General features: G+C 70.0%; 24 protein-coding genes and 1 tRNA gene. 8 read left to right on the forward strand and 17 right to left on the reverse strand.

All coding sequences use genetic code 11. The features are described from left to right. Nucleotides 1-39: 39 nt before the first annotated feature. From Dvina_RS47295 to Dvina_RS47335, 9 genes are all read right to left on the reverse strand, one after another. Nucleotides 40-1,179, reverse strand: a complete 1,140-nt coding sequence (locus Dvina_RS47295; protein ID WP_223098264.1) for a SigB/SigF/SigG family RNA polymerase sigma factor — start codon at nt 1,177-1,179, stop codon at nt 40-42. Nucleotides 1,180-1,287: 108 nt separating this feature from the next. Further along, nucleotides 1,288-2,034, reverse strand: coding sequence for an ATP-binding protein (locus tag Dvina_RS47300; protein ID WP_223098267.1), 747 nt, complete (start codon nt 2,032-2,034; stop codon nt 1,288-1,290). A gap of 93 nt (nt 2,035-2,127) precedes the next feature. Next, the gene (locus Dvina_RS47305) at nt 2,128-2,829 is read right to left on the reverse strand and encodes a phosphoribosyltransferase (protein ID WP_223098269.1); all 702 of its coding nucleotides are present in this window, start codon (nt 2,827-2,829) and stop codon (nt 2,128-2,130) included. 170 nt (nt 2,830-2,999) lie between these two features. Beyond that, nucleotides 3,000-3,362, reverse strand: coding sequence for a response regulator (locus Dvina_RS47310; protein WP_223098272.1), 363 nt, complete (start codon nt 3,360-3,362; stop codon nt 3,000-3,002). Between the two features lie 61 nt (nt 3,363-3,423). Then, a complete protein-coding gene (locus Dvina_RS47315) occupies nt 3,424-3,624 on the reverse strand; it encodes a hypothetical protein (RefSeq protein ID WP_223098274.1) in 201 nt (66 codons plus the stop codon). A 22-nt stretch (nt 3,625-3,646) separates the two neighbouring features. Beyond that, nucleotides 3,647-5,254, reverse strand: a complete 1,608-nt coding sequence (locus Dvina_RS47320; protein WP_380028197.1) for a glycoside hydrolase family 13 protein — start codon at nt 5,252-5,254, stop codon at nt 3,647-3,649. Next, complete coding sequence (locus Dvina_RS47325; protein WP_246656678.1) at nt 5,251-6,114, reverse strand: carbohydrate ABC transporter permease; 864 nt, start codon at nt 6,112-6,114, stop codon at nt 5,251-5,253. Before Dvina_RS47325 ends, Dvina_RS47320 begins: the two co-directional genes overlap by 4 nt. Nucleotides 6,115-6,215: 101 nt before the next feature. After that, nucleotides 6,216-7,202 carry a carbohydrate ABC transporter permease gene (locus Dvina_RS47330; protein WP_223098277.1) on the reverse strand — a complete coding sequence of 329 codons (987 nt, stop codon included), beginning with the start codon at nt 7,200-7,202 and terminating at the stop codon, nt 6,216-6,218. Nucleotides 7,203-7,272: 70 nt separating this feature from the next. Beyond that, nucleotides 7,273-8,610, reverse strand: a complete 1,338-nt coding sequence (locus Dvina_RS47335) for an ABC transporter substrate-binding protein (RefSeq protein WP_223098279.1) — start codon at nt 8,608-8,610, stop codon at nt 7,273-7,275. 202 nt (nt 8,611-8,812) lie between these two features. Here Dvina_RS47335 and Dvina_RS47340 point away from each other — a divergent pair, with 202 nt between their 5' ends. The 5 genes from Dvina_RS47340 (at nt 8,813) to Dvina_RS47355 (ending at nt 12,017) form a co-directional block, all read left to right on the forward strand. Then, on the forward strand, nt 8,813-9,841 hold the full coding sequence (locus Dvina_RS47340) for a LacI family DNA-binding transcriptional regulator (protein WP_246655786.1): 1,029 nt from the start codon (nt 8,813-8,815) through the stop codon (nt 9,839-9,841). Between the two features lie 41 nt (nt 9,842-9,882). Beyond that, nucleotides 9,883-10,017 carry a hypothetical protein gene (locus Dvina_RS55445; protein WP_261961202.1) on the forward strand — a complete coding sequence of 45 codons (135 nt, stop codon included), beginning with the start codon at nt 9,883-9,885 and terminating at the stop codon, nt 10,015-10,017. A gap of 81 nt (nt 10,018-10,098) precedes the next feature. Beyond that, nucleotides 10,099-10,171: transfer RNA gene (locus tag Dvina_RS47345), tRNA-Lys, on the forward strand. Between the two features lie 352 nt (nt 10,172-10,523). Continuing rightward, nucleotides 10,524-11,243, forward strand: coding sequence for an IS6 family transposase (locus Dvina_RS47350; protein WP_223098281.1), 720 nt, complete (start codon nt 10,524-10,526; stop codon nt 11,241-11,243). Between the two features lie 216 nt (nt 11,244-11,459). Next, nucleotides 11,460-12,017, forward strand: a complete 558-nt coding sequence (locus Dvina_RS47355) for a Uma2 family endonuclease (RefSeq protein ID WP_246655787.1) — start codon at nt 11,460-11,462, stop codon at nt 12,015-12,017. Nucleotides 12,018-12,808: 791 nt separating this feature from the next. On the opposite strand, the gene Dvina_RS47360 is transcribed toward Dvina_RS47355, so the two are convergent. The 6 genes from Dvina_RS47360 to Dvina_RS47390 all read right to left on the reverse strand — a co-directional run bounded on the left by Dvina_RS47360 (nt 12,809) and on the right by Dvina_RS47390 (nt 19,506). Next, nucleotides 12,809-13,165 carry a hypothetical protein gene (locus Dvina_RS47360; RefSeq protein ID WP_223098283.1) on the reverse strand — a complete coding sequence of 119 codons (357 nt, stop codon included), beginning with the start codon at nt 13,163-13,165 and terminating at the stop codon, nt 12,809-12,811. 114 nt (nt 13,166-13,279) lie between these two features. Continuing rightward, nucleotides 13,280-14,785, reverse strand: coding sequence for a nickel/cobalt transporter (locus Dvina_RS47365; protein WP_223098284.1), 1,506 nt, complete (start codon nt 14,783-14,785; stop codon nt 13,280-13,282). Next, nucleotides 14,782-16,092 (reverse strand): tetratricopeptide repeat protein, encoded by a 1,311-nt coding sequence (locus Dvina_RS47370; RefSeq protein ID WP_223098287.1) that lies wholly within the window; start codon nt 16,090-16,092, stop codon nt 14,782-14,784. Before Dvina_RS47370 ends, Dvina_RS47365 begins: the two co-directional genes overlap by 4 nt. A gap of 4 nt (nt 16,093-16,096) precedes the next feature. Further along, nucleotides 16,097-16,819, reverse strand: coding sequence for a sortase domain-containing protein (locus tag Dvina_RS47375; protein ID WP_223098289.1), 723 nt, complete (start codon nt 16,817-16,819; stop codon nt 16,097-16,099). Nucleotides 16,820-16,887: 68 nt separating this feature from the next. After that, nucleotides 16,888-18,516 carry a DUF4331 domain-containing protein gene (locus Dvina_RS47380; protein ID WP_223098292.1) on the reverse strand — a complete coding sequence of 543 codons (1,629 nt, stop codon included), beginning with the start codon at nt 18,514-18,516 and terminating at the stop codon, nt 16,888-16,890. Between the two features lie 471 nt (nt 18,517-18,987). Next, nucleotides 18,988-19,506, reverse strand: a complete 519-nt coding sequence (locus tag Dvina_RS47390) for a DUF6933 domain-containing protein (RefSeq protein ID WP_223098294.1) — start codon at nt 19,504-19,506, stop codon at nt 18,988-18,990. 259 nt (nt 19,507-19,765) lie between these two features. Here Dvina_RS47390 and Dvina_RS47395 point away from each other — a divergent pair, with 259 nt between their 5' ends. Further along, nucleotides 19,766-19,978, forward strand: coding sequence for a hypothetical protein (locus Dvina_RS47395; RefSeq protein WP_223098296.1), 213 nt, complete (start codon nt 19,766-19,768; stop codon nt 19,976-19,978). Nucleotides 19,979-20,243: 265 nt separating this feature from the next. Here the strand turns inward: Dvina_RS47395 and Dvina_RS47400 are convergent, their stop codons facing one another. Together Dvina_RS47400 and Dvina_RS47405 are read right to left on the reverse strand one after the other, a co-directional pair. Then, nucleotides 20,244-20,906: a response regulator transcription factor gene (locus Dvina_RS47400; RefSeq protein WP_223098298.1), complete on the reverse strand. Its 663-nt coding sequence runs from the start codon at nt 20,904-20,906 to the stop codon at nt 20,244-20,246. Continuing rightward, nucleotides 20,903-22,681 (reverse strand): sensor histidine kinase, encoded by a 1,779-nt coding sequence (locus Dvina_RS47405; RefSeq protein WP_223098300.1) that lies wholly within the window; start codon nt 22,679-22,681, stop codon nt 20,903-20,905. Before Dvina_RS47405 ends, Dvina_RS47400 begins: the two co-directional genes overlap by 4 nt. Before the next feature lie 164 nt (nt 22,682-22,845). On the opposite strand from Dvina_RS47405, the gene Dvina_RS47410 reads away from it, so the two are divergent. Together Dvina_RS47410 and Dvina_RS47415 are read left to right on the forward strand one after the other, a co-directional pair. Continuing rightward, on the forward strand, nt 22,846-23,652 hold the full coding sequence (locus Dvina_RS47410) for a peptidoglycan-binding domain-containing protein (RefSeq protein WP_223098303.1): 807 nt from the start codon (nt 22,846-22,848) through the stop codon (nt 23,650-23,652). A 44-nt stretch (nt 23,653-23,696) separates the two neighbouring features. Continuing rightward, a complete protein-coding gene (locus Dvina_RS47415; RefSeq protein WP_223098306.1) occupies nt 23,697-23,918 on the forward strand; it encodes a hypothetical protein in 222 nt (73 codons plus the stop codon). Nucleotides 23,919-24,247 lie beyond the last annotated feature (329 nt).

The following is a 24,247-nucleotide window of genomic DNA, read 5'->3' on the forward strand; positions in this document are numbered from 1 at the left end:
TGTCCAACCGGGGGCCCTACTACCCGCGCAGCGGTGATCTCAACCGTCGAGCAGTGCCCGGCGCAGGCCCTCCAGGGTGCGACTGAGCAGGCGCGACACGTGCATCTGGGAAATGCCCAGGTCGGCCGCGATCTGGGCCTGGGTGCGGTTGCCGTAGAAGCGCAGTGACAGGATGCGCCGTTCGCGCTCCGGAAGGCGGGCGATGAGGGGCCGGACGGCCTGGCGGAACTCGACGCTGTCGATGTCGCGGTCGTCGTCGCCGAGCACGTCCGCGAGCGTTCCGGCGTCGTCGTCGCCGCCCAGCGGGGCGAAGAGCGAGACCGGCCGATAGGCCGAGGAGGCCACCAGCGCCTCGAGTACCTGCTCCTCGTGGATCCCCAGGTGCTCGGCGACGTCCCGGGGGGTCGGCGAGCGGCCGAGGCGCTGGCCCAGCGCGTCGCGGACCCGGTTGATCTCGATGCGCAGCTCCTGGAGGCGCCGCGGGACGTGGACGCCCCAGCCCTTGTCGCGGAAGTACCGCTTCAGCTCCCCCACGATCGTCGGCGTCGCGTAACCGCCGAAGTCGGTGCCGTAGTCGGGGTCGAAGCCCTCAATCGCCTTCATCAGGCCGAGTGCCGCCACCTGGCTCAGGTCGGCCGGTGACTCGCCCATGCCGTGGAAGCGGCGGGCCAGGCGGTCGGCCAGCGGAAGGCTGTGGGCCACCGCGCGGTCGCGCAGCGCGGCGCGGCGCGGGTCGGAGCGCTCCAGCGCGGCGGCCTGGCGCAGCAGCTCGTTGACTGTCGTCCACTGGCTCGGGGGCTCGGCGTCCGGCGGCTCCTCGGTGGATGGCGGGGCACCGGCGGGCGGGGCGTCGTACGCCCGCAGCTGCTTGGCCGCCCCGATGATCTCGAGCACGTCCAGCACCAGGTCCGACGCGCCCGGCGCGCGCAGGGCCCCGCCGCGCTCGGCCGCCTCGGCCTGGGCGTGCAGCAGCGTGTCCGCCGCCGCGCAGTCGAGCAGGCGCAGCCGGGACAGGTCCACGGTCAGGCTCAGGCGGCCCTCGTCGAGGTGTCGCGAGAGCGCGACCCGCAGGCCGACGCTCGCCGGATAGTCGAGAACGCCGGACGGGCGCAGGATCTCATCGTCTCCATTCCGCCAGGTGTCCAGTGCTGGTACCGAATCCGTAGGCATTGTCTCCATGGCGGAGACTCCCCCTAATCTGCTCAGGCGGATTTGCTTTCCGGATCACTGTACGCACCAATTCCGGCCAATTTTCAAAGCGAAAGGATGAGGTAAAGGGTGACCTCTTCATTGACCTACAGTCGCCCACACCACCTTGCCGTCCGGCACCGGAATGCAGCCCCAGGCCCGGGTCAGCGCGCTCACGACGAGCAGTCCGCGCCCATCCTCAGAGAGGATCTCGTCGGCGGGGTGGCCGCCCAGGTGAGGCATTCCGGCGCCGCGGTCGCGCACCGAAATATGCAGACAACGGTGATCCCGGGTGGCCTTCACATCCATTTTGGTCCCGGCGTGCCGCAGCACATTGCTGACCAGTTCGGTGACGACCAGCTCGGCGACGTCGCGGACGTTTTCGAAGCCCCACCGGCCGCAGGCCCGAGCCACCAGGTGCCGCGCGGCCGCGGTGGCGTCGAGCAGCGGCGGGAGGGAGACGGTGGCCTGGCGATCGGCGGGCCCCCGCCCGTCGTGGGGCATCGCCAGGGCCGCGTCGATCGTCGGGAACGCGCGCATGGAGTGGGTCACGGCCATCCGGTCGAGCGCCGCGGCGAGCGGGGCCGGCACGGCGGCCAGGACCATGGCGATGCCCGGCCAGGCGGCGGCGTGCCGCGCCAGCGCCGGGAGCACGGTCAGGGCCACGTCGTCGTGGAGGCGCAGGCCGGCGACCTCGAGCACGATCACCGACGGCTCGGCGGCGAGGCAGGCCAGCACGGCCGAGCGCAGGACCGGGGAGGTGTCCACCCCCAGGACGCCGCTGAGGCACACGACCGCGGCATCACCCCGGCGTTCGACGTGGGCCCGCAGGCCTTCCGCCCTCATGGGGTGATGACCTACCCCGTGCTCGCGATATAAACACCGCGATCCCGGCACCGGGAAAAACCGGTGCCGGGATCGCGAATCACTTCAGGCCGTCTACACCGTCGCGGGGATCCGCGTGTCGCTCCACATCTGCGTGCACATCTGCAGGACGTGCGCGTCGGTCAGCGGGGCGAAATCGTGGTAGTACAGCCCGAGCGCGTGGAACTCCCGTGGACTGTGGATGTCGATGACCATGTCGACGTCGGCGGCCAGCAGGTCGACCGACTCGGCCGCGCAGACGGGCGCGGCGAAGATCAGGTGCTCGGGCCGTCCGGCCTGGAGCGCGCGGACCGCGGCCCGGGCCGTCACCCCGGTCGCGAGCCCGTCGTCGACGACCACGACCACGCGGCCGGCCACGTCCGGCGCCGGGCGCGATCCGCGGTAGCGCTCCTGGCGGCGCCGCAGCTCGACCCGCTCGCGCTGTACGGCGGGCGCGAGATCGTGGACGTTGAGACCGACGGCAGCGACGGCGCTCAGGTCGAAGACGGCCGGCCCGTTCTCCGCGATCGCGCCCACGCCCTGGTCCGACTGCCACGGCAGCCCGATCTTGCGTGAGATGACGAGGTCGAACTCCGCCCCGATCGTGTCGGCCACGGCCATCGCCACCGGTACGCCACCCTTCGGCAGGGCGAGTACCAGCGGCTGCTTGGTGGTCTTGGCGGTTGAATGCTGGCGTAGGTATTCGGCGATCTCCCGGCCGAGCATGCGTCCGGCGGCCGTACGGTCCGCAAATCGCTCTTCCTCAGGCGGCCACATAGTCGGCTCCTCGCTGGGTATCGCACACGATCCGCATCAAGCGGACACCCCCTTCGGTCGGCGCACCTTCCCTGTCGCCGCTATGCCGCGGCGCCGCGCCCGAGCGAAAACGCTACCCGTCTTTGACCTGGTAAAACTCAGATCACCCGAGGCTGCAACGCGTTTGCACCTCAGGCCGACAGGCAGCTGATGGTGGCGAGGAGGCTGTTGAGCGAGCGGCCCTTCGTGAGCCTGGTGTCGGCGAGGGAGAGCCCGTGCACCGATGTCGCGTGGGGGGAGCTGGCGCTGTAGAAGACCACCGGCAGGTCGGCCGTCGCGGAGTTGCGGCGCAGGAGGTCCAGCAGCTCGTCGCCGTCCACCCGGGGCAGGTGCAGGTCGAGCACCGCCACGTCGAAGCGTGGCTCCCCGGCGGCCACCGAGAGCGCCTCCTGCGGGCTCGCCGCGGAGATGACGTGGTGGCCGCCGATCTGCAGCCGGATGGCGGTGGTCTCGCGGATTTCCGCGTCGTCGTCGATGAGCAGGACTCGCGCCATTGCCGGATGGTTCCCTTCGCCGACGGTTTACAACCCACCCATCGGCCGGGGACTGTCGAAACTAAGCGCGCGGGCGCCGGCGCCGCATGATGATCACTGCGGCCACGACCGCGATGATGACGACCACCAGGCAGCAGCAGCCACCGAAGAGGCCGCCGCGGCCGTAGCTGCGGCGGCTCCTCTCGATCTCCAGCCCGGTGTCCAGGGCGTTGAGGAAGGCCGGGCTGAGATGGCTGTAGACGATTGCGATCAAAGCGGTCATGACTCGACGGTAGCCGCCGCTGTCACGCCCGCAGCCAGGCCGTCGTGTCGGGCGGCAGGCTGCCGTCGGCGGCCAGGTCGCCGCTGGCCAGCAGCACCTCACCCGGCGGGAGCGGGGCCGGGGCGGGCCCGAAGTTGGTGATCACCCGGACCGTGCCGTTGACGAAGTCGACGCCCTCGTTCCACGTCAGGGTGCCGCGGCCGAGACCGTAGGCCCGGCGCAGGCGCAGCGCCTCCGTGTACATCGAGAGGGTCGACCCGGGCACCCCGCGCTCGCGGTCGGCGGCGAACCGGTCCCAGTCGTCGGGCTGCGGCAGCCACGTCTTGCCGCTCGGGCCGAAGCCGTAGGCGGGGGCGTCGGCCTGCCACGGGATCGGCACCCGGCAGCCGTCGCGGCCGCGGACCTGGTGCTGCGAGCGGAACCAGGTCGGGTCCTGGCGCGCCTCGTCAGGCAGTGTGGTGTGCTCGGGCAGGCCGAGCTCCTCGCCCTGGTACACGTACGCCGAGCCCGGCAGTGCGAGCATCAGCAGCGTGGCCGCCCGGGCCCGGCGCAGGCCGAGCGCCTCGTCCGGCTGCGGGTCGTCGGCGCCGATCCCGCCCTGGGTGGAGTAGCCGGGTTCGTAGCCGAGGCGGCTTGCGTGGCGTACGACATCGTGGTTCGACAGCACCCAGGTGCAGATCGCACCGACTGGTGCGACGCCCGCGAGGCTGGACTCGATGGCCTCGCGCTGGTCGGCCGCCGTCCACGGCGCCATCAGGTAGTTGAAGTTGAACGCCTGATGCATCTCGTCCGGGCGCACGTACCGCGCGAGCCGCTCGGCCGGCGCGACCCACGCCTCGCCGACCATGATCCGGTCGCCGGGGTAGCTGTCGAGGATGTGGCGCCACTGGCGGTACACCTCGTGCACGCCGTCCTGATCCCACATGGGTGGCGTGCGGTGCTCGGCGCCGGGTGCGGTGATCGGGACCTGGGCCTCGGTCCAGTCCGGCAGGCCGCTCTCCTTGATCAGGCCGTGGGCGACGTCGACCCGGAAGCCGTCGACGCCGCGGTCGAGCCAGAACCGCAGGACATCCTCGAACATGGCCCGGACCTCGGGCAGGTCCCAGTTGAGGTCCGGCTGGCTCGTGTCGAACAGGTGTAGGTACCACTCACCGTCCGGCACCCGGGTCCAGGCCGGGCCGCCGAAGACGCTCTGCCATCCGTTCGGCGGCTGCTCACCGTCGATGCCAAGGCCTTTGCGGAAGTGGTACCGGTCCCGCGCCGCACTGCCCGGACCGCCCGCGAGCGCGGCCTGGAACCAGGCGTGGTCGCTCGACGTGTGGTTGGGCACCAGATCGACGATCACCCGCAGTCCGCGCTCCTTGGCCGCGGCGGCGAGCGCGTCGAAGTCGGCGAGCGAGCCGAAGCGGGGGTCGACGTCGCGGTAGTCCGCCACGTCGTAGCCCGCGTCATGCTGCGGCGAAGGGTAGAACGGGGACATCCAGAGTGCGTCGACGCCCAGCTCGACCAGGTGGTCGAGGCGCGACGTGATGCCGCGCAGGTCGCCCATTCCATCACCGTCCGCGTCGGCGAACGAGCGCGGGTAGACCTGATAGATCACGGCATCACGCCACCAGAGCAGCGAACTCACCCCTTGACTCCACCGGCCAGCAGGCCGCGTACGAAATAGCGTTGCAGCGACAGGAACACGACCAGCGGGATGATCATCGACACGAACGCGCCGGAGGTCAGCCGCTGCCAGTCGTTGCCCCGGGTGCCCGCGAGCTCGGCGAGCCGCGCCGTCAGCGGACGGTTGCCCTGCCCCGAAGTGAACACCAGCGCCACCAGCAGATCATTCCAGATCCACAGGAACTGGAAGATGGTAAGTGAGGCCAGTGCGGGGGTGACAAGCGGCAGGACGATCCGCCGGAACGTCATGGCCGGGCCCGCGCCGTCCACCCGGGCGGCCTCGAACAGGTCCTTGGGCAGCTCGGACATGAAGTTGTGCAGGAGGAACACGCCGAGCGGGAGGCCGAAGCAGGTGTGGGCGAACCACACCGCGAAGAAGCCGCCGCCCCATCCGGTGTAGTCCTTGACGAGCTGGAGCATCGGGATGAGGGCCATCTGCAGGGGAACGATCTGCAGCGCGAACACACCGATGAAGATCCAGTCGCGGCCCCGGAAGTTCAGCCACGACAGCGCATAGGCCGCCATCGCCGCCAGCGTCACCGAGAACAGCACCGCCGGGACGGTGATGACCAGCGAGTTGACGAAGTAGCTGGCCAGGCGGCCGGAGCTGGCCGAGGTGCCGAAGACGACCTCGTTGTAGTTGTCCAGGGTCAGGCTCGGGTGCTTGAAGAACGTCCACCAGCCGGTGGACTTGATGTCGCCCTCGGGCCGTACCGACGAGACGAGCAGGCCGAAGGTCGGGATCGTCCAGACCAGGGCGATGATGATCGAGACGACGCTGGCGGCCCGGGACGTGAGCTTGCGGCGCACCCGGCCGGCCATCGTCTCGCCGCCGGTGTCGGGTCGGTAGAGCGGGCTCGCCTCGGGCGCGTCGGCCGCGTCCGTGCTGACGGCGGCGGCGTCCTTGCTGCTGGCGTCGGTGCTCATCGCGTCTCCGTTCGTTGCCGCAGTTGCCGGGCCTGGTAGACGACGATCGGCAGGACCAGCACGAAGAGCAGGACGGCCAGCGCCGAGCCCTTGCCGGCGTCGTAGGAGCGGAAGGCCTGGTTGTACATCTCCACGGCGAGCACGCTGCTGCGGAACTGGCCACCGGTCATGGTCCGGACGATGTCGAAGACCTTCAGGGTGGCGATCGTGATGGTCACCGTGACGACGATGACGGCCGGGCGGATGCTCGGCATCGTCACCCGCCAGAACATCTGCCACGGGTTGGCACCGTCGAGGCGCGCGGCCTCGACGATCTCGGACGGGATGGCCTTGATCGCGGCGGAGAGGATGACCATCGCGAAGCCGGCCTGAATCCAGATCAGGATCGCGATCATGTAGAAGGTGTTGCCCGGGGCGGTGCTCAGGAACTGCTTGGGCTCGCCGCCGAACCACACCAGGATCTGGTTGAGCAGACCGATCTGCTCCACGCCCGGGTCGCGGTAGGCGTAGATGAACTTCCAGATGATCGATGCGCCGACGAGGGAGATGGCCATCGGCATGAAGATCAGGGACTTGGCGATGCCCTCGCCGCGGGCCTTGTCGACGAGCACCGCGTAGAGCAGGCCGAAGCCGGTCGCGAGGCTCGGCACGAAGACGACCCACAGCAGCGTGTTGCGCAGCATGATGAGGGTGTCGTCGTTGGTGAAGATCCAGCTGTAGTTCTCGAAGCCGATGAACGAGTCGCTGCTGGCGTCGAGGAACGACTGGTACACCGTGCGGAACAGCGGGTACACCAGGCCGACGCCGAGCAGGATCAGCGCCGGGCCGAGAAAGCCGGCCATCTGCAGCCGTTCCTTGCCCCGGCCCCAGCGGGGCAGGATGTCGAGCACGAACAGCAGCGCGCCGACGATGACAACGAAGCCGGCCATGAACGTGAGCGCCGGCCAGATTTTGGCGACGTCCTCGGAGAAGTCGTAATCCATGGGGGGTGTCCTCCGACCAGCCGGGTCCGGCGCCGTGGTGCTTGACGCCGGACCCGGACCTCAGTTCAGGTTATTTCGGCCAGGTGCTTTCGATGTAGTCCAGCGTCGCCTTGGTGTCCTTGGTGCCGTTGATCCAGTCGGTCATACCGGTCCAGAAGGACTTCGAGCCGACCTGCGCGGGCATCAGGTCCGAGCCGTCGAACCGGGCCACGGTGGCCGGGTCCTGCAGGATCTGCACCGAGAGCTTGTCGATCGTGCCGGTCACGGCACTCACGTCGAGGCTCTTGTTGGCCGAGATCCAGTCGCCGAGCTTCGCCTTGCTGTTGGCCCACTCGCCGGAGGCGAGGTAGGTCTGCACCTTGACGACCTCTTCGCGGTCCGAGAACGCCGAGACGAACTCGCCACCGACAAGCACCGGCTTGCCCTTGGCCGGGTCGACCGGCGGGAAGTAGAAGGCGTAGACGTCACCGTCCGGGCCGACGTTCGTGCCCTTCGGCCACTGGTTGGAGTAGAAGTTCGCCTGGCGGTGCAGGCCGCACTTCTTGTCCTTGACCGGCAGGCCGGCCTCCTGGAAGGAGGTGGTCACGATGGTCTTCGGGTTGCCCACGTACTTCGGGTTCTTGAGGATCGACGCGGCGCGCTCGGCGGCCGAGAAGATCTTCGGGTCGTTGAACGGGATCGTGTGGTTGACCCACTGGTCGTACACGTCCGGGCCCTGGTCGCGCAGGACGATGTCCTCGATCCAGTCCGTGGCCGGCCAGCCGGTCGCGTCACCGGACTCGATGCCGGCGCACCACGCCTGGATGCCGCTGCCCGCGATCGTGTCGGACAGCTTGATCATCTCGTCCCACGTGGTGGGGACCTTGTAGCCCTTCTCCTTGAAGAGGCTGGGCGAGTACCACACCAGCGACTTCACGTTGGCGCCCATCGGCACGCCGTAGACCTTGCCGTCGACTGTCGCGTACTTGGCCCAGTCCTTCGACCAGTTCTTGTCGAGGTTCGCCTGCACCGCCGCGGGCAGCTGCTTGAGCTGGCCGGACTTGGCGAACGTCGAGAGCAGACCCGGCTGCGGGAAGACCGCGATGTCCGGCGGCTGGCCGCCGTCGGCGCGCACCTTGATCTGGGTCTCGAACTCGCCCGAGCCCTCGTAATCGATCTTGATATTGGTGCAGTCCTCGAACTGCTTCCACGACTGCTCGAGCTTGTCGGCCTCGACGTCGCGAATCGTGGCGTAGATCGAGACGTGCTTCGTCTTGTCGACCTTGTACTGCGCGTACGGCGCGCACTCGGGCTTGTCGGCGTTGCTGGAGCCGGTGTCGCCAGATCCGCCACAGGCGGACGCGGCGAGGGCCATCGTGGCCGCACCGGCGAGCATGAACGCCCGACGCCGCCTCGAGAGGACGGCCATAAGTAGCCTCCTTTGGCTATTTCCGGTCCGCGGCGGAGCGTGCCCGCGTACCCGGTGTGCTGGGGTGTGTGCCTTGCGTTCCTCGGATGTAAGCGTTTGCAAGGTCGGTTTGTCGAGCCCCAAAACCGCTTATGTCGATAACGAGTTAGCAACGTGCCCGACATATTGCCGTGAGCCCGTCACGTTGCCTAGCCTTCCGCGTGTGGCTGACGTTCCACCGCCCGTCAGCATGGAGGACGTGGCCCGGCTCGCGGGAGTGTCGACCGCGACCGTGTCGCGAACGCTCCGCGGGCTGCCCAACGTCTCCGACGAGACGCGCGACCGCGTGCTGCACGCCGCGGCGTCACTGTCGTATGTCGTCTCGCCGATCGCCTCCCGTCTGGCCAGCGGCCGCACGCACACGGTCGGCGTGATCGTCCCCTACGCCTCCCGCTGGTTCTTCGGCCAGATCGTCGCCGGCGCCGAGTCCGTCCTGCGGGCGCACTCGCTCGACCTGCTGCTGTACAACATCGGCGACATCCCGTCCCGGCAACGCTTCTTCGACGCCCTCCCCCTGCGCCGCCGCGTGGACGCCGTCCTCACCGTCGCCATGCAGTTCACCGACGCCGAGACCACCGCCCTGCTCTCCCTCGGCGTGCCCATCGTGGCCGTCGGCCACGACGTCCCCGGCGCCGGCTGCGTCCGCATCGACGACGTGGCCGCCGCCGGCTCCGCGGTCCAGCACCTCCTGGCCCTGGGCCACCGCCGGATCGGCATGATCTCGACGTACAACGACCAGAGCATGTTCCTGCCGGTCGCCCACGCCCGCCACCGCGCCTACGTCGAGATCCTGTCGTCCGCCGGCGTCGCCGTCGACGACGACCTGATCATGTCGGTCCCCCACGGCATGGACGGCGGCGAGCAGGCCATGCGCCGCCTCCTCACCCTCCCGGACCCACCCACCGCAGTGTTCGCCGAGTCCGACGAACTGGCGTTCGGCGCCCTGAGCGCCCTGCGGCGCACCGGGCGTCATGTATCGGTAATCGGCTTCGACGACCACGAGCTGAGCGCCCTGCTCGACTTGACCACCGTCCGCCAGCGAGTCTTCGAACAGGGCGTCCTGGCCGCCGGCATGCTCCGGCGCGCCATGAGCTCGGGCGCGTGGACCCCGGAAGAGCTGCTTATGCCCACCACGCTCGTCCTGCGCGCTTCCACCTGGCCCGCCGCGGTTAGGACGCCCGGCCCCGGGTAGCTCGCCGGCTCTTGGAAGTTCACCGACACGGGGGTGCCCGCATGACAGCCGAGATGCCGAACCCACCCACCACCTGGGACCAGCCCGACGAGGAGCTCGACGACGCCGAACTCCTCACCGAGGACCCCGCGCCGACCGCGGAGACGGACTTCTTCTGGGAGGACGACGAGGAGTAGTCGCGGAGGTCACGCCTGGACGGGGGTATCTCGTTTTTGCACGCCCGGGGGTGCGTGCTAGGGTTACCTCCGTTCAGCCGGGCGCCGCTAGCTCAACTGGCAGAGCAGCAGACTCTTAATCTGCGGGTTGTAGGTTCAAGTCCTACGCGGCGTACAACGCGAGATAGGCCATGACCTGGGCAAGAGCCCGGCGGTCATGGCCTGTTTCATGTCCAAGATAGACATTTGTGTGATCGGCGTGTGATCTGCAGAGTGCGTCCCGTGCCAGCATTAATCGCGATTGGACAACACCAACAAACGGTGGAGTTCGCCAAATCGCCGCCGACACAGGTTCGAAGCCTGCCGCGGGCTCTTTGCACATCTCACCCGGATGTCTTTCGCCGCCCAACGATCGAGAACATCTAGCGTGAGCCTGGGCGCCTTCTGGATCAGCAATGGGTCCGAGATTCATGAGCCGATAAAGATCCGTTGCATCGAGCGTTGCCCTGCTCAGGCAGGCTTGAGCGGTGAAGCACTCGAACCGTCGGGGTCCAGTCCTACCACCGCGGTCGGCGTTCGCCGGGTTCCGGTTCCCACCCAACGTGATTGTGGTCGCGGTTCGGCTGTACCTGCGGTACGACCTCTCTTACCGCGATGTCGAGGAGTTGCTGCTTGAGCGGGGTGTCGAGGTCGATCACGTCACCATCTTCCGCTGGGTGCAACGCTTCACGCCGCTGCTGGCTGACGCGGCCCGGTGGTGCCGGCACGCACCCGGTGACAGGTGGTTCACGGACGAGACCTATGTGAAGGTCAACGGCGTCTGGCGGTACGTGTACCGGGCTGTCGACCAGCGCGGCCAGGTCATCGACGTACTCGTCTCCGCCCGCCGCGACGCCGAGGCGGCACGCCGGTTCTTCCGCAAGGCGATGGTCACGTTGAAGGTGCGGCCCGTCGAGGTGATCACCGACGCGGCGCCGACGTACCCGGCGGTGCTCGATGAGCTGGGCCCATCGGCGTGGCACCACGTCGAACGGCACGCCAACAACCGGGTGGAAGCCGACCATAGCCAGCTTAAGCACCGGCTCAGACCGATGCGGGGACTACAGACCGACCGCACCGCGCGGACGATCATCGCCGGGCACGCGTTCATGCAGAACCTGCGCCGCGGGCACTACGAACTCGGCGTCAACGCCCCACGCGGGCTGCGCGTCGCCGCGGCGTTCACCGAACTCGCCACCGCCATCTGAAGACCGGCGGCACTCGCTTCAACGCACCGTCCGATCCCGAGATGCAACGGCGCCCCCATGACCGATGGCGGTCGGCTCCCCAGGCCCCATCGGGCCGAGATCCGCAACCGTTGGCCACATGACGGGCGGCCTGCATCGGACGCGGCCGAATCCGGATCGGAGGCCCGGGCATGCGTAGCGGGATCCGCGGGCAGGCTCGCGGGTAGACTGGCTGGCATGAGCGCTGAGGTGATGGGCCGGCACATGCCGGCAGTCGCGACGCTCGACGACCTGACCGCGGCCATGGCCGAAGACCCGCACGGCCACCGGTACGAGATCAGCCCCGAGGGAGTGCTGTCGGTCATGCCACCGCCCGGGTATACGCATGCGATCATCGCTACCCGGATCATGCTGTGGCTCGGCGCGGCCATCGCGGCAGACCGGATCGCTCAGGCGATCGGCCTGCGCATTCCGGGTCGCGATGGCCGCGAGGGGGGCCGGATCCCCGATCTGGTCGTCTGGTCACGGGCCCAGCAGGAGGCGGTCTGGCTGTCGGCGGCCGATGTCCTGCTCGTTATCGAGATCGTCTCGCCCGGGTCGAAAGGAGCGGACACGGTCGACAAGGTCGGCGAGTACGCCAGCGCGGGCATCCCGCAGTACTGGACCGTCTCCCAGGACGGGCCGCAGACGGTCACGATGTATCGGCTGGTCGGCGACCGCTACGAGACGGCCGCATCCATGCCGCTCACCTGGGTGCTCAGCACCGCCGTCGGCGAACACCTCGACCTCGCCTGACCCCGCACGAGGCCAGCAGTATCGTAAACGAACGTCAGGCTGTTTATCGTGCTCACAGCGCTGCCCTCGGTCGGCCGATCGCACCTTCGCTCCTCAGCCTCGCCCTGCCAACCTACGCCGGCGACGCACTGATTGCGCCATTGGGCGCGGTGACGCAGCAACTGTCCGGGCCGCCGTGGCCCCTATGCAGTAGTCAGCGACCCCACCGACCCGATAAGCGTGATCCGCATGCGATCGATGGTTTCGGAACGCGCCGACACGGAATGCGACACACCAGCACGCGCGGCGGCACGAAACGTGCGAAATACGCACAAGATGACAGTATCCGACATCGATCGCACCTGCGCGGCGCAGCCCAAACCATGCTCTCAATATGCGGGTCGTAGGTTCAAGTCCTACGCGGCGTACCATCAAGTAAGGCCCCGACCTGCGAATTCCGCCAGTCGGGGCCTTCTTTTTGTGGTTAGCCCGCGCGTGTGCTGTCGCGTACCGTCCCGTTGCCGACATGTGGCGGTATCACCTCGGACGAACGTCAACTCGTCGATCGGTATCGACGGTCAGTCCTAAATACTTTCCGAGGAATCATTGCCGACTGTGATTGGCGCTGCGGCGTGCGAGCTCTGCTCAGTAGTGATCGCCGCGTTTTCGACATCCGTTCAGTGCAGGAACCATCGAGATCGGCGGATGCCATGTACCGCGACCGCAGCGACCCGTCGGCGTCCAGGAGCCTGCCGATGAATGCAAGCCGACTTCTGCGAGCGCGCGATAAGTTTCCGCTTTGCGGGGTGGTACTAGAGCGGGACGACACCGGCACGCGGCGGCAGTCGTTGCTGACACAGGCGCGGGGCCTGCTGCAGGACGCCGTGCTGCCGGGCCACGACGGTGACGAGGTGGGCGCGCTCGCCTGATTCCACGCCGATCACACCCACCAATGCGACGCGTCCGGTCACCCGGACCCCGGGCTGCGACGCTCGCTGCAGGCCGCGATCGACCGGCTGGCATCGGGTGCCGGCTCGTCCCAACGCATTGAGCGCCTCCTGCTGCTCACCGAGGTGCCGGTACCGGCCGCCGGAGAGATCACCGAAAAGGGCTACGTCAACCAGCGCGCCGTCCGAGAGCGGCGCTCCGACCTGGTCACCGCCCTGCAAGCCGAGCCGCCTCAGGAGAGCATGTCGTGCTCCGGGGACGCCGCTCGGCCGAGCGGCGCTGGGTCAGCGCACTGACCGAAGCCGGGGTTCGGATATCCGCACCCCGGCGTCAGGTCACAGGGCGCCGCCGACGAGCGGAGCGATGCCACGCACGGCGAGGCCCAGGCCGACGATCAGCACCAGGGCGGCGGTGAGCACGGGCATAGCCGCGGTGACCAGTCGGGACCACCGGGAGAACCGGCGGCCCAGGGCCGGCGCGAGCCGGTCGCGCAGCTTGAGCAGGAGCAGGCCGGCGGCGGTGAGGACGGCCGCCATGCCGAGGCCGTACGCGACGACGAGCAGGATGCCAAACCAGGTCCGGCCGAGCGCGATCGCGCCGAGCAACACCACGAGCGCGGACGGACTCGGCACCAGGCCGCCGGCGATCCCCATCCCGAGGAGGCCCTTCCGGCTCAACGGCCGGTCGTGGTGGTGATGGTGGTGGTGGCTATGGCCGCCGTGATGGTCATGGCCGTCATGATGGTCGTGGCCGTCGTGGGTGTGGGCTTGGTGGGTGTGGGCGTGCGCGGCCTTGTGCCCGGCCCGGGCGGCCACCGCCGAATACAGCAGGCCGGCGCCGATGCCGGCGATGAGCAGGCCGCTGCCGACGCCGAGCCAGCCGAGAATGGCCTCCCCGGCGAGGCCGGCCACCAGCGTGAGGACGGCGCCCAGGACGAGCACACCGGCGGTGTGGGTGGCGGTGACGGTCGCGCCGACGGTCACGGCGTCGCGCACGGTACCGCGCTTACCGGCGATGTAGGCCGCCATCACGGTCTTGCCGTGGCCGGGCAGCAGCGCGTGGCCGGCCCCGAGCAGCAGCGCGAGCACAACGGCGAGCAGCCCGACCGGCAAGGTCAGCGCGCGGCGGCCGGCCAGGTCGTTGAACAGCGCCGTGAACCGGCCGAGCAGGGTACCGACGAAGCCGCCGGGGAGTCCGGCGGCGACGGTGTCGGCCGCGCCGCTGCCCGGTGTCGTCCGGAGGCTGATCGACCGCTCGTCCAGCGGCGACGCGAGCAGGTCCGCCGGGTAGGTCCGAAGCTCGTCGCTGACGCTCTGTTGCCGGGCCGGCGACTCGATACGCACGCCGGCGCCGGTCGCGGTGATCTCGTGCCAGCCGACCCGGTCGGCGCGGTAGCCGTCGTGGAGTTCGACAGTGGCCGGGCCGGCGAGGTCGGCGCGGGCCGACAGGTCGCATTCGAGGCGGGACGTGGCCAGGCCCGCGGCGCCCGGCCGGTAGCGCAGGTCGCTCCGGTCGACCGTCCAGCGCACGGCGTCGCCCCCGACCCGCAGCTGCGCGGCGGCGGCCAGGTCGCGGCAGCCCTGTACGGCGGCGTCGGCCCGCTCCGGATCGCTGAGCGTGCCGTCGCCGTCGCGATCCAGCGCCGGCTGGGCCTGCAGGGTCGGGATCTCGGCCTGGTCGACGACGGCGTGGTCCTCGATCCGGTCTGGCCGCAGCCGCAGGCCGTGGAAGTGGTTGACGGAGAAGTTGCCGAGCGGGTGCGCGGCGGCCGGTGCGGCGACGGCCAGGGAGCCGCCGGTCAGGGCCGTCGCGATGAGGACGACGGCGAGGGTGCGTTTCATGGGCGACCGCCGATCGAGGTGAGGAGCTGCTGGGCGGCGGGAGCCTGCAGCGCGTCGAAGTGTGGGTTGACGGCGAGCGCGTCGGCGAGGTCGCGGCGGGCGTCGGCGTCGTTGCCGAGCGCGTGCTCGATCGCGCCGCGGTGGTAGAGGAACGTCGCGTTGCGCCAGCCGAGCGCGGTCGCCTTGGTGGCGTAGGTCAGCGCCTCGGTGTCCTGACCGTTGCGGTGCAGCGCCCAGGCGAGGGCGTCGGCGACGAGTGCCGGCTGCCGGTCGGCCCACTCGGCGCGGGCCGCGGTGAGCGCGCCGGCCGGGTCGCCGTGGTCGGCCAGGAAGACCGCGTCGCCGAGCCGGTCACCGACCCCGCCGGCGGCAAAGAGCTTCTGCTGCACGGCGTGCAGCGCGTACTGCTGCCGGGCCGCGTCCAGCCGGCCGGCGACGGTGAGCGCGTCACCGTACTCGGCGACGAGATTCGGCAGCGGCAGGGCCTGGGTTGCCAGCTCGTACTCGTGCAGGGCGTCGGCGGTCCGGCCGAGCGCCAGGTATGCCTTGCCCCGCCCGGCGTGCAGCGGGTGATAGCCGGGATCGGCGGTGAGACCGGCGTCGTACTGGACGAGTGCACCCTGCGCATCGCCGGTGTTGAAGGCCAGCTCGCCCAGGTAGTAGCGGCAGAACGCCCGGTCTGCGGGCGCGGCCGCCTCGGCCAGAGCCCGCTCCAGTGCAGCCCGGGCCGGCTCGGTCTGGCCGTGCTGCTCGAAGTCGTACGAGGCGCGGGTGAACGAGGAGACGCCGGGCTCGACGTCGAGCATCCGCTGAACGGCGGTCCGGGCGCCGGGCGCATCGCCGAGCTGGGTCAGCGCGTCCGCGATGACGCCGTGCACGCTCCCGGCGGCCGGGTTGATCCGCTCGGCCCGGCGGCCCCAGTCCAGCGCGGCGTGGAAGTCGTGGCGGGCGTTGGCCAGCGAGCCCATCCCGGCCATGGCCGCCCAGTTGGTGGCCGGGGCGAGGTCGAGCGAGCGGTGCAGCGCTTCCTCGGCCTTGCCGTAGTACGTGGGATCGCCGGTGACCCGGGCCCGCTCGACGTAGGCGGAGCCCAGCTGCGCCCAGGTGTTCCAGTCGCCGGGCAGGCGCCGCAGCCGGGCCTGGGCCGCGGCGATGCCGGCGTCGAGCGGGTCGGCCGGCGCGGCACCCGCGCCCGGCACGGTGGTGCCGCCGCCATTGCCGTGCAGTGCGATCGGGGCGAGACCGCCGAGCAGCAGCACACCGGCGGCGGCGAACAGCACGGCGGGCAGGCGGGTCCGCAGCCGCACGCGGTCACGCACCGATCAGCGCCGCGTAGACGACGAGGTTGCCCTCGTAGTGCCCGGTCGCCGAGTTGAACGTGCCGGTACAGGTGATCAGCCGGACCTCGGCCTGCCGGCTCTTGGCGTAGACCTGCTTCGCGGGGAAGGCGTCCTTCCGGTACGTGATCGTCTTGTACACGCGGAAGGTCCGCTCGGCCCCGTCGGTGCCGCCGATCGTGAACTCGTCGCCGACCTTCAGCTCGTGCAGCCGGAAGAAGACGCCGGGTCCGGCCTTGGAGTCCACGTGGCCGGCGAAGACCGCGGGCGGCCCGTCGGCGTCGCCCGGGAGCGGTCCGGCGGCGTACCAGCCGACCACGTCGTAGCGGTTCGGGGCCTCGAGCGTGCCGTCGCGGTTGAGCCCGAGGTGCACGAACGAGGACCGGACGCCGATCTCCGGGATGCTGATCTCGCCCGGCTGCACGTGTCCGTTGCGCAGCTGGGCGGTGGGATTGATGCCGCCCGGGCCGGGCGGTGCGGAGACCGGGGCCGCGGCGGCGGCGGAGCCGTCCGGTGGTGCCATGGCGTTGCCGACCGCGCTCGGGTCGACCGGCAGGCCGGCCCGCGGCGCGGGGCCGTGCACCAACGTTGCGATGATCAGCCCGGCCAGGAGGCCGGCGCAGAGCCCGGCCAGGGTCTTGCGGTGCGGCCAGAGCGCCGTCTGCAGGCGCCGGGCGAGAAGGGCGGGGGACGCCATGCTCGTCACCTCTCGGAGGTCGGGGAGGTGCGGCGCGGCCCCTGGGGGACCGCGCCGCACCCGGTTGGTCAGCGAAGCGCGGAGCGTCGCCGCACGCGCACCAGCAGACCGCCCGCGAGCAGCACGAGCGCCCCGACACCGGCGGTGATCGGCAGCCAGCCCCAGCCGGCCACCAGCGCGCCACCGGCACCGGTGTTGACGCCGCCGACCGGCATGCCGCCACCCCGGCCGCCCGCGTCCACGGCCCGGTTCACGGCCGTGGTGTTGGGCAGCGCGACGTACGGGAACGACGCCCCGAACGCCGTGTTGTTGGCGTTGACTCCGTCGCCGGCCGCGAGCGCCGGAACCAGGTGGCCGGTCTGCGCCGCCCCTTCCAGCGCCTGCAGTTCGATGTCGACGACGTCGTCGGTGAGCCGCCGGCCGTTCGGGAAGCCCTGCAAGTCGCCGGCGAGCACGCCGAGCCGGTTCGGGCTCGCCGTGACCGGGACCGACATGTTGAGCCGCAGCTCCTCCGACGGCACGAAGCTGGCCGGGACGACGTCCTGGTTCAGCACGTGCGCGTTCAGGTCGGCCTGGATCGGCGCCGGCTGGGCGTCGAGCGTCGGCGCGTTCGTCGCGATCCCGGTCAGGAAGATCTCGACCAGGTCCCGGCGCGGTGCGGCCGGCGGGGCCAGACCGTAGATCGCCTGGATCAGGTGCGGGATCTCCGGATCGTTGACCCGGTTCACCAGCGCGGCGTTGAGATGGTCGGCGGCCGGGACGCTGCCGTTGAAGGCGTCCTTCAGGCCGGCCGGGGCCACCGCCTCGTTGACGAGCGGGTTGCCGAGGCGGGAGACCTGCACGAAGGCCCCGCCCGGCGTCGCGGTGCCGGCCGCGAGCGTCAGCGTCTGCTTCGACGTGGCGCTCCAGATGCCGATGACCGGGTTGCGGGTCGCGTTGCCGCCCAGCGCGAGCTCCGACTTCGGGATCTTCAGCGCGACCGTCTGCACGTTGTATCCGGCCAGCGTGTCCTGCCCGACGGACTTCAGGTCACCGCCGTAGAGCAGGTCGAAGACCCGCAGGTCGGCGAAGAACGGGTCGTCGGCCTGACCGGCGAAGGACTGCCGCCCGGCGCCCGCACTCGTGATCGCTTCCTGGCGCAGCGTCGCGTAGTTGGGCATCGATGCCTTGCCCGCGTACGACGGCGCCACTGGCGCGCCGGTGGCGAGCGTGGTGGTGCCACCGGCGATCCTGGTCAGGTTGTAGGTCTGCTTGACCAGCAGCGTAGGGTCGGTCAGGTGGTTGACCGGCCCGTTGTTGGCCAGGAACGTCGTGCCGCCCCGGCTGTCGGTGGTGTTGAACTGGTACCGGTAGGTGATGTCGGCGACCGCGTCGCCGTCGTTGTCGATGTTGATGTCGTAGCGGGCGTTGTCGTCGAACCCGTAGAAGTTCGGACCCCCGACCGGCTCCTCGAACGGCAGCCAGTTCGCGACGATCGTCACCGACGTCGGGTCGTCCGGGCTCGTGAACGCGTAGACGTCGGTGTTGTCGACCTTCGGGTCCGACGAGATGAGCGGCGCTTCCCGGTGGCTGGAAGCCTGTGCCCCGATCGGGGCGAACCCGCTGCTCGATACCGCCAAAGTGCCCAGTGCCGCTGACGCGGCGAGACATGCCCGCCCGGCGCGTGACCACCGGTCGGCGAGCGTGCTCCTTGCCATGAACCCTCTCTCTCGGGGCCATTGCGACCCCTGCCTGGTCAATCGGTGCCGGTTCTGGACAGAGCCGGCCCCGGGGCCGGCAAGCGCTGAGCGCCCAACAACGCATGCCACTGCGGCATCCGGCTGTATGCCGGATACCGTCCCGTAATGCGCATAACGGACAGCGACTGGGAATGACACGGCAAGTGCCGGGGCAGCCCGGATGTGTGACCGGGTGGCGCCCGCCCCGGCACCGCATGTGCGATTCGGCCCGGGTCGGTGGCCGGATTGGCGGGCGGGGCACCACGATCGGGTGATAGGCCGGGGGCTCCGCCCGCAACCTCACCACGAGCCACACCTACGATGCCGCCGGCCGTCCCGCGACAACGACCAGGCCAGGCCGATCCACGGTCACCCAGACCCGGGACGCAGCCGAGCTGCTCACCGCCGTCGACTACAGCGATCCCGCGCAACGGGCATGGGTCGTATTGATCATGCCGTCGGGGCGCCGCCTCGGCGCGGGATCGTGCGCACGAGAGCGGTGAACGCGCGGTCGGGACTGATGTGGGTGCGGTACAGCGGGCTGCAGGGTGCGGTCGCGAGCCGTGCGGCCAGCTCGTCGAGGTTCGGTTGCCCGCTCCGGCCACGGTAGACGTCGGCGAGGTAACCGAACTCGTTCATGATCCCCACGACACTGCGGTTGGCGGTAGTACCGATCCGGTGCGGACGCATCTGTTCGAGCTCAGCATCGATGATCGCGTCCGAGGCGCCGTAGGTGGCCATTGCCGCGGCGATCTGGTCGGCCGCCCGGGACAGTGCGGTGGCGGCTGGGGCGAGCGGGAGTAGCACCGGTAGCAGCGTCGCCTCGTTGACCAGGAGCAGGACGTCCGCCCGCCAGCCGAACCTGGTCGCGTACCACTCGCCGAGCACCGTCGTGGACCGCTCGTCGCCGCGCAGGTCCAGCGGACCGATCCGGTCACGAAGCTTCTTCGTCGCACGCACGATCAACACCACACCATCGTCCCGGATGAGACGCAGCCTCACGAGCGAGACGGACCCGAAGCATCGGCGCCGGCCACCGACTATCTGCCCGGAGAAGGAGCGTCCGGACGCTCACCAATACGGCGACCAGATGTCCACGGATGATGCGACCGATCGTCCATCATCACGGGGTAGCGTACGGCCGCGAACTACTCCCCCAGCACGTCGATCCCTGGTCGCCGAAGCACTGACCGACATCGCCGTAGAGGGGTGGATGGACTGCCGTGAGGTGAGTCGCGACGGGCGGCCCTGTGCCGAGTTCACCTGGGAGGGCAGCGACGAGGGCGATCCGGTCAGCGGCCGCGGCTGGGCCGTGCCGGCCGATGACGGCAGCCTCGACGGGCGCATCTTCTTCCACCTCGGCGACGACTCGGGCTTCCAGGCGGTTCGAGCCGAGCCCGAGCCGCCTGTCACCAGGCGCGCCTCGCGGCGGCGCCCGTGAGCGGAATAGGCCAGGAGGCCGACCGGCTGGAGCGTGAGAGCGAGGCCGGAGCCTCTCAGCGGCACACGATCATCATCGCCGGTCACGCCCCCTCCGCACCGCAACCAACGACCCAAGCATCCCGATGAGCGTGATCCGGATGTGATCGACGGCGCCTGAACGCGGCAACACGGAACACGTCACAACAGCACGCTTCGTACGTCGAGCGGGCTTACGCCCACCGGATAGTGCGCGAGCACCGTAATCCCGGCGAGCGCCTTCAGGGTCACGAAGCCGGGCGGGACAGTCGAAGCCAGGTGATGACGGCGAGGACTCTCGGGTTGCCGTCGCCGGTGCGGATGCCGAGCTTGTCGAAGACGCGGGAGACGTGGTCCTCGATGGCTCGCGCCGAAAGATTGAGCCGGCGGGCGATGCCGCCGTTGGTGAGACCCTCGGCCATGAGGCGCAGCACGTTGCGTTCCTGCTCGGACAGGCGGGTCAGTGCGTTGGTCTGGGCGGTGGAGCGCAGCAGGAGGTCCACGACGGAGCGGCCGACGACCTGCTCGCCCGCCAGCAGCCGGTCAAAGGCGGGCAGGAGATCCTCGACCGAGGCGACCTCGTCCTTCTGCAGGTAGCCGATGCCGGTGGGGAAGTCCCGCAGGAGGCTGATGGCCTGCGCGGTGGCGACCTGCATCGTCAGCACCAGCACGGCGACGCCCGGGAACTGCTCCTTGACCTTGCGGGCGGTGGCGAGGCCGGCGGTGCGGCGGGCCTCGTCGTCACCGAAGCGGACGTCGACGATCGCGACGTCGACTGGCTCGGACTGCATCCAGGCCAGCAGCTCGTCGCCGGAGCCGACGCAGATCGGCACGGTCACGTCGATGTCGCGCAGGGCCCGGGCGACCGAGTCCCGGAAGATCCCGTGGTCGTCCGCGATGGCGACCTTCATGTCGTCTCCTCCGTCCTCGGCAGCACGACGGTCAGCCGCGTGCCGCCGCCCGCTCGGCTGTCGATCTCCAGGTGCCCGCGCAAGGCCCGGACGCGCTCCGAGATGCCGCGCAAGCCGTGACCGTCGCGGACAACTGCCCCGCCGATCCCGTCGTCGACGACCTCCGCGACCACCGTGTCGCCTTCCGATCGCAGGCCGACGCGGACCGAGCTCGCCTGCGCGTGCATGACGACGTTGGTCAGCGCCTCGCTCAGCACGTAAAAGAGCTCCCGCTCGAGGTCACCCGGCAGCTCCGTCACCCCCAGGCTCAGTGCGAGCGGAAGGTGGTGCCGCTCGGCGAGGACCTCCAGCGCCCCGGCCAGCCCCTGGTCGAGTAGCGAGGGCGCCTGGGCGCCGTGCGCGATGTTCCGGACATCAGCAATGATCGACTGTACGCGTTCGCCGGACTCGGCGATCTGCTCGCGCACAGCGTCAGGGTCGCTGAGCCGGGCGATCCGGGCGAGGTCGAACTTGAGCGCGACAAGCAACTGCTGCACGCCGTCGTGCAGGTTGCGGGCGAGCTTGCGGCGGCCGTCGCGCTCGGCCTCGACCAGCCGGTACTGGTCAGCCCGCAGCCGCTCGATCGCCACGAGCTGGAGCTGATTGGCCTGTAGCGCGGAAACGCACGCCGCCAGCGCCGCCCGCACCAGGTTGGCGTGGGTGAGGACGGCGGGGTCCAGCTCGCACTGCACGAGCGGCTCGGCGCTGCCCGTGACCCGGAACTCGACAAGCCCGCGGTCGTCCGACGGCGGCGCGAAGCGGATGTCGCCCTCGCCGGCGACGTAGAGGCGGATCTCCGGCAGCCAATACCAGATCCGCAGCGTCGGATCTTGCAGCACCGTGCGCAGGCCGGCCTCGACCGACTGTGGTGTGGGCGGTCCAATGAGCCGATTCAACTGTACCGCGAGCATCTCTTCGGACCACCGAGCCCGCACGGCCGACGCGAACAGCGCGAGTGGCACGATGACGGCCATCGCGCCCTGCGCGCCGCGGGCCAGCATCGTGCCCTCGAAGGACGTGCCGACCTCCGTGACGGGGTACTGCACGACCGCCGACGCGACCGCGAATACGCCGCTGACGACGACCAGCGGCAGGCTTCGGTGCCGATCCAGCCTGGGCAGATCACGTCGGCGCACCACGAGTACCGCCACGAAGCAAATGGCAAGCACCGCGTAGCTCACCGCCGCGACGAGCAGCCAGCCGTCCGCCACCGACCGGGACACCCTGAGGTCGGGCCACACCACGTCCGCCGCGTAACCGATCTGCTCCGGCCGCACGACGAGCACCGAGGAGGTCTGGGCACCGATGAGCACGACGACCGCGAGCCAGGTCCAGGCCCACTCCAGCCGCCCGGCGAAGCGGGGCCGGCCGTGCAGCAGGATCCCGACGCCGAGGACGATGAAGAACACGGACTGGGTGTACTCGCCGATAAGCGGCCACCAGCCCCGGTTCCACGCGCCGGCCCAGGCGGCGCTGTAGAGCAGGGCGGCGATGATCAGCGCCACGCCGGTCTTGCGGCTGCCACCGCCGAGCATCAGGACCGCCCCGGCCGCGGCGAGCAGGGCGGCCATCAGCACCGTCAGCACCGCGAGGACCGCATGGTCGGCCCAGAACGGCCGCCCGGCGATCAGCGGCAGCTGGCCGACCAGCAGCGCGACGACGATCGGCGTCGCCGCCGTGCGCCACTGCGGTGCCGCCGCGTCGCGCCGGCCGTCGTGGTACTCGATCCGCAGCACGGTCCCAGGCTAGCCAGTTCGCCCCCGGGGCAGTACGTGGAAAACCCCGGCCGCTTGCCGAGCGTTTCCACATCGAAGTGCGGTGATTCCGCCGTAGTCCGGAAGCGCTCTCAGAGGTCCCCTGGACGTGTGCCGCAGATCCGTCGCGAGAATGGGGAACGCCCATGGGTACGAAGCTGATGATGAGTGGTCTGGCGGTCGTCACCGCCCTCGGCCTGGGCCTGGCCGCCACCCTGACGCCGGACCGTAGCGCCGGCCCCGAGCCCTCGATGGTGGTCGAGGCGAACGACTCACCCGAGCTGGTCAACGTCGCGGTCAACACGCCGAGCCTGAGCACCTGCTTCTCCCGGATCCTCGCAGTGGGCGCGTCGGGCCCGTGCGTGAAGTCCCTGCAGGAGTCACTGCTCGCACTGCCCGGCTGGAAGGACGCCTTCCGCGCCGACGGCCTCTACGGCGCCCGCACCCGCTTGGCCGTCGTCTACTACCAGGGCTGGGCCGGACTCGCCCAGGACGGTCAGGCGGGCCCGATCACGCTGAAGAACCTCGACCGCGACGCCAATCGCCCCGTCCCGGCGGGCCGACCGGCCACACTGCCCCGAATGCCCGACAAGGACGCCGTCTTCTCCCGCAACGCCAACAACCTGAGCAAGCGGGTCAGTTTGACGACGCTGGACGTGTACTACACCCAGGGCACCACCCGTTGGTTCAACGACAAGCTCGGCGACGTGTCGACCGATGCGGCCATCGGAGCCGCCAGCATCGCGGCCTGCACGTCCGCCGGCCTGGTCACCGGCTTCGCCGGCGGCCTGACGTGCGACCTGCTGTTCTACGCCGAGGGACTGAACATCAAGCGCGCCAGCCAGGAGGCCGCCCGCTCAGGCGGCTGCTTCAAGTTGACGGTGCGCAACATCGGCATGGGTGCGGTGCAGACCACCTACTCCGCCGATCACAGCCACAACTGCATCCCCTGACCTGCTCGCACGGTTTCATCACATCACCGCATCTGGAGGACGGTATGGACCCCATCTCAGGCATCACAGTGGCCATCGTGGCCGGCGGCGCGGCATACCTCGGCCGGAAGCTGTTCCGCCGCGGCCGTTCGACTGGTTCCTCGACATCGTCGTACGGATACAGCGCCTACGAGTACCCGACGAGCCCCGGCGCTGGCTGCAAGTACTGCGGCGGCTCGGGGCGCGCATGGGACAACGCCGGCGGCTACATGGAGTGCCGGCACTGAATCTCAGCGACCGAGCGGGAAGCGGCCCCACTCGGGCCGGGCACCTGCGCAGCAGTTCTGCCCGTCGGGCTCGGCCTGACGGGCAGAACTTCCGACAACTCCTCAGCAGGCGCAGCCGGCAACATCACCACGCGCTCGGTTCGCCGGTCTTCGGCTTATCAATGGCGCGATCGGCCAAAAGGTTGCGCAATGACCGCTTTGCGATTTCTGGCGGAGAATGACTCGCCGCCTGCCGGATCCGTCACACCGATCGCCGGGCGGTGACCACGCGTGCAGGCAACTGCCGTTCAGAAGCACGGCGGACGCAGCGACTGCGACGACGTCACCGG

This window comes from Dactylosporangium vinaceum (assembly GCF_019904175.1).
Classification (GTDB): Bacteria; Actinomycetota; Actinomycetes; order Mycobacteriales; family Micromonosporaceae; genus Dactylosporangium; species Dactylosporangium vinaceum.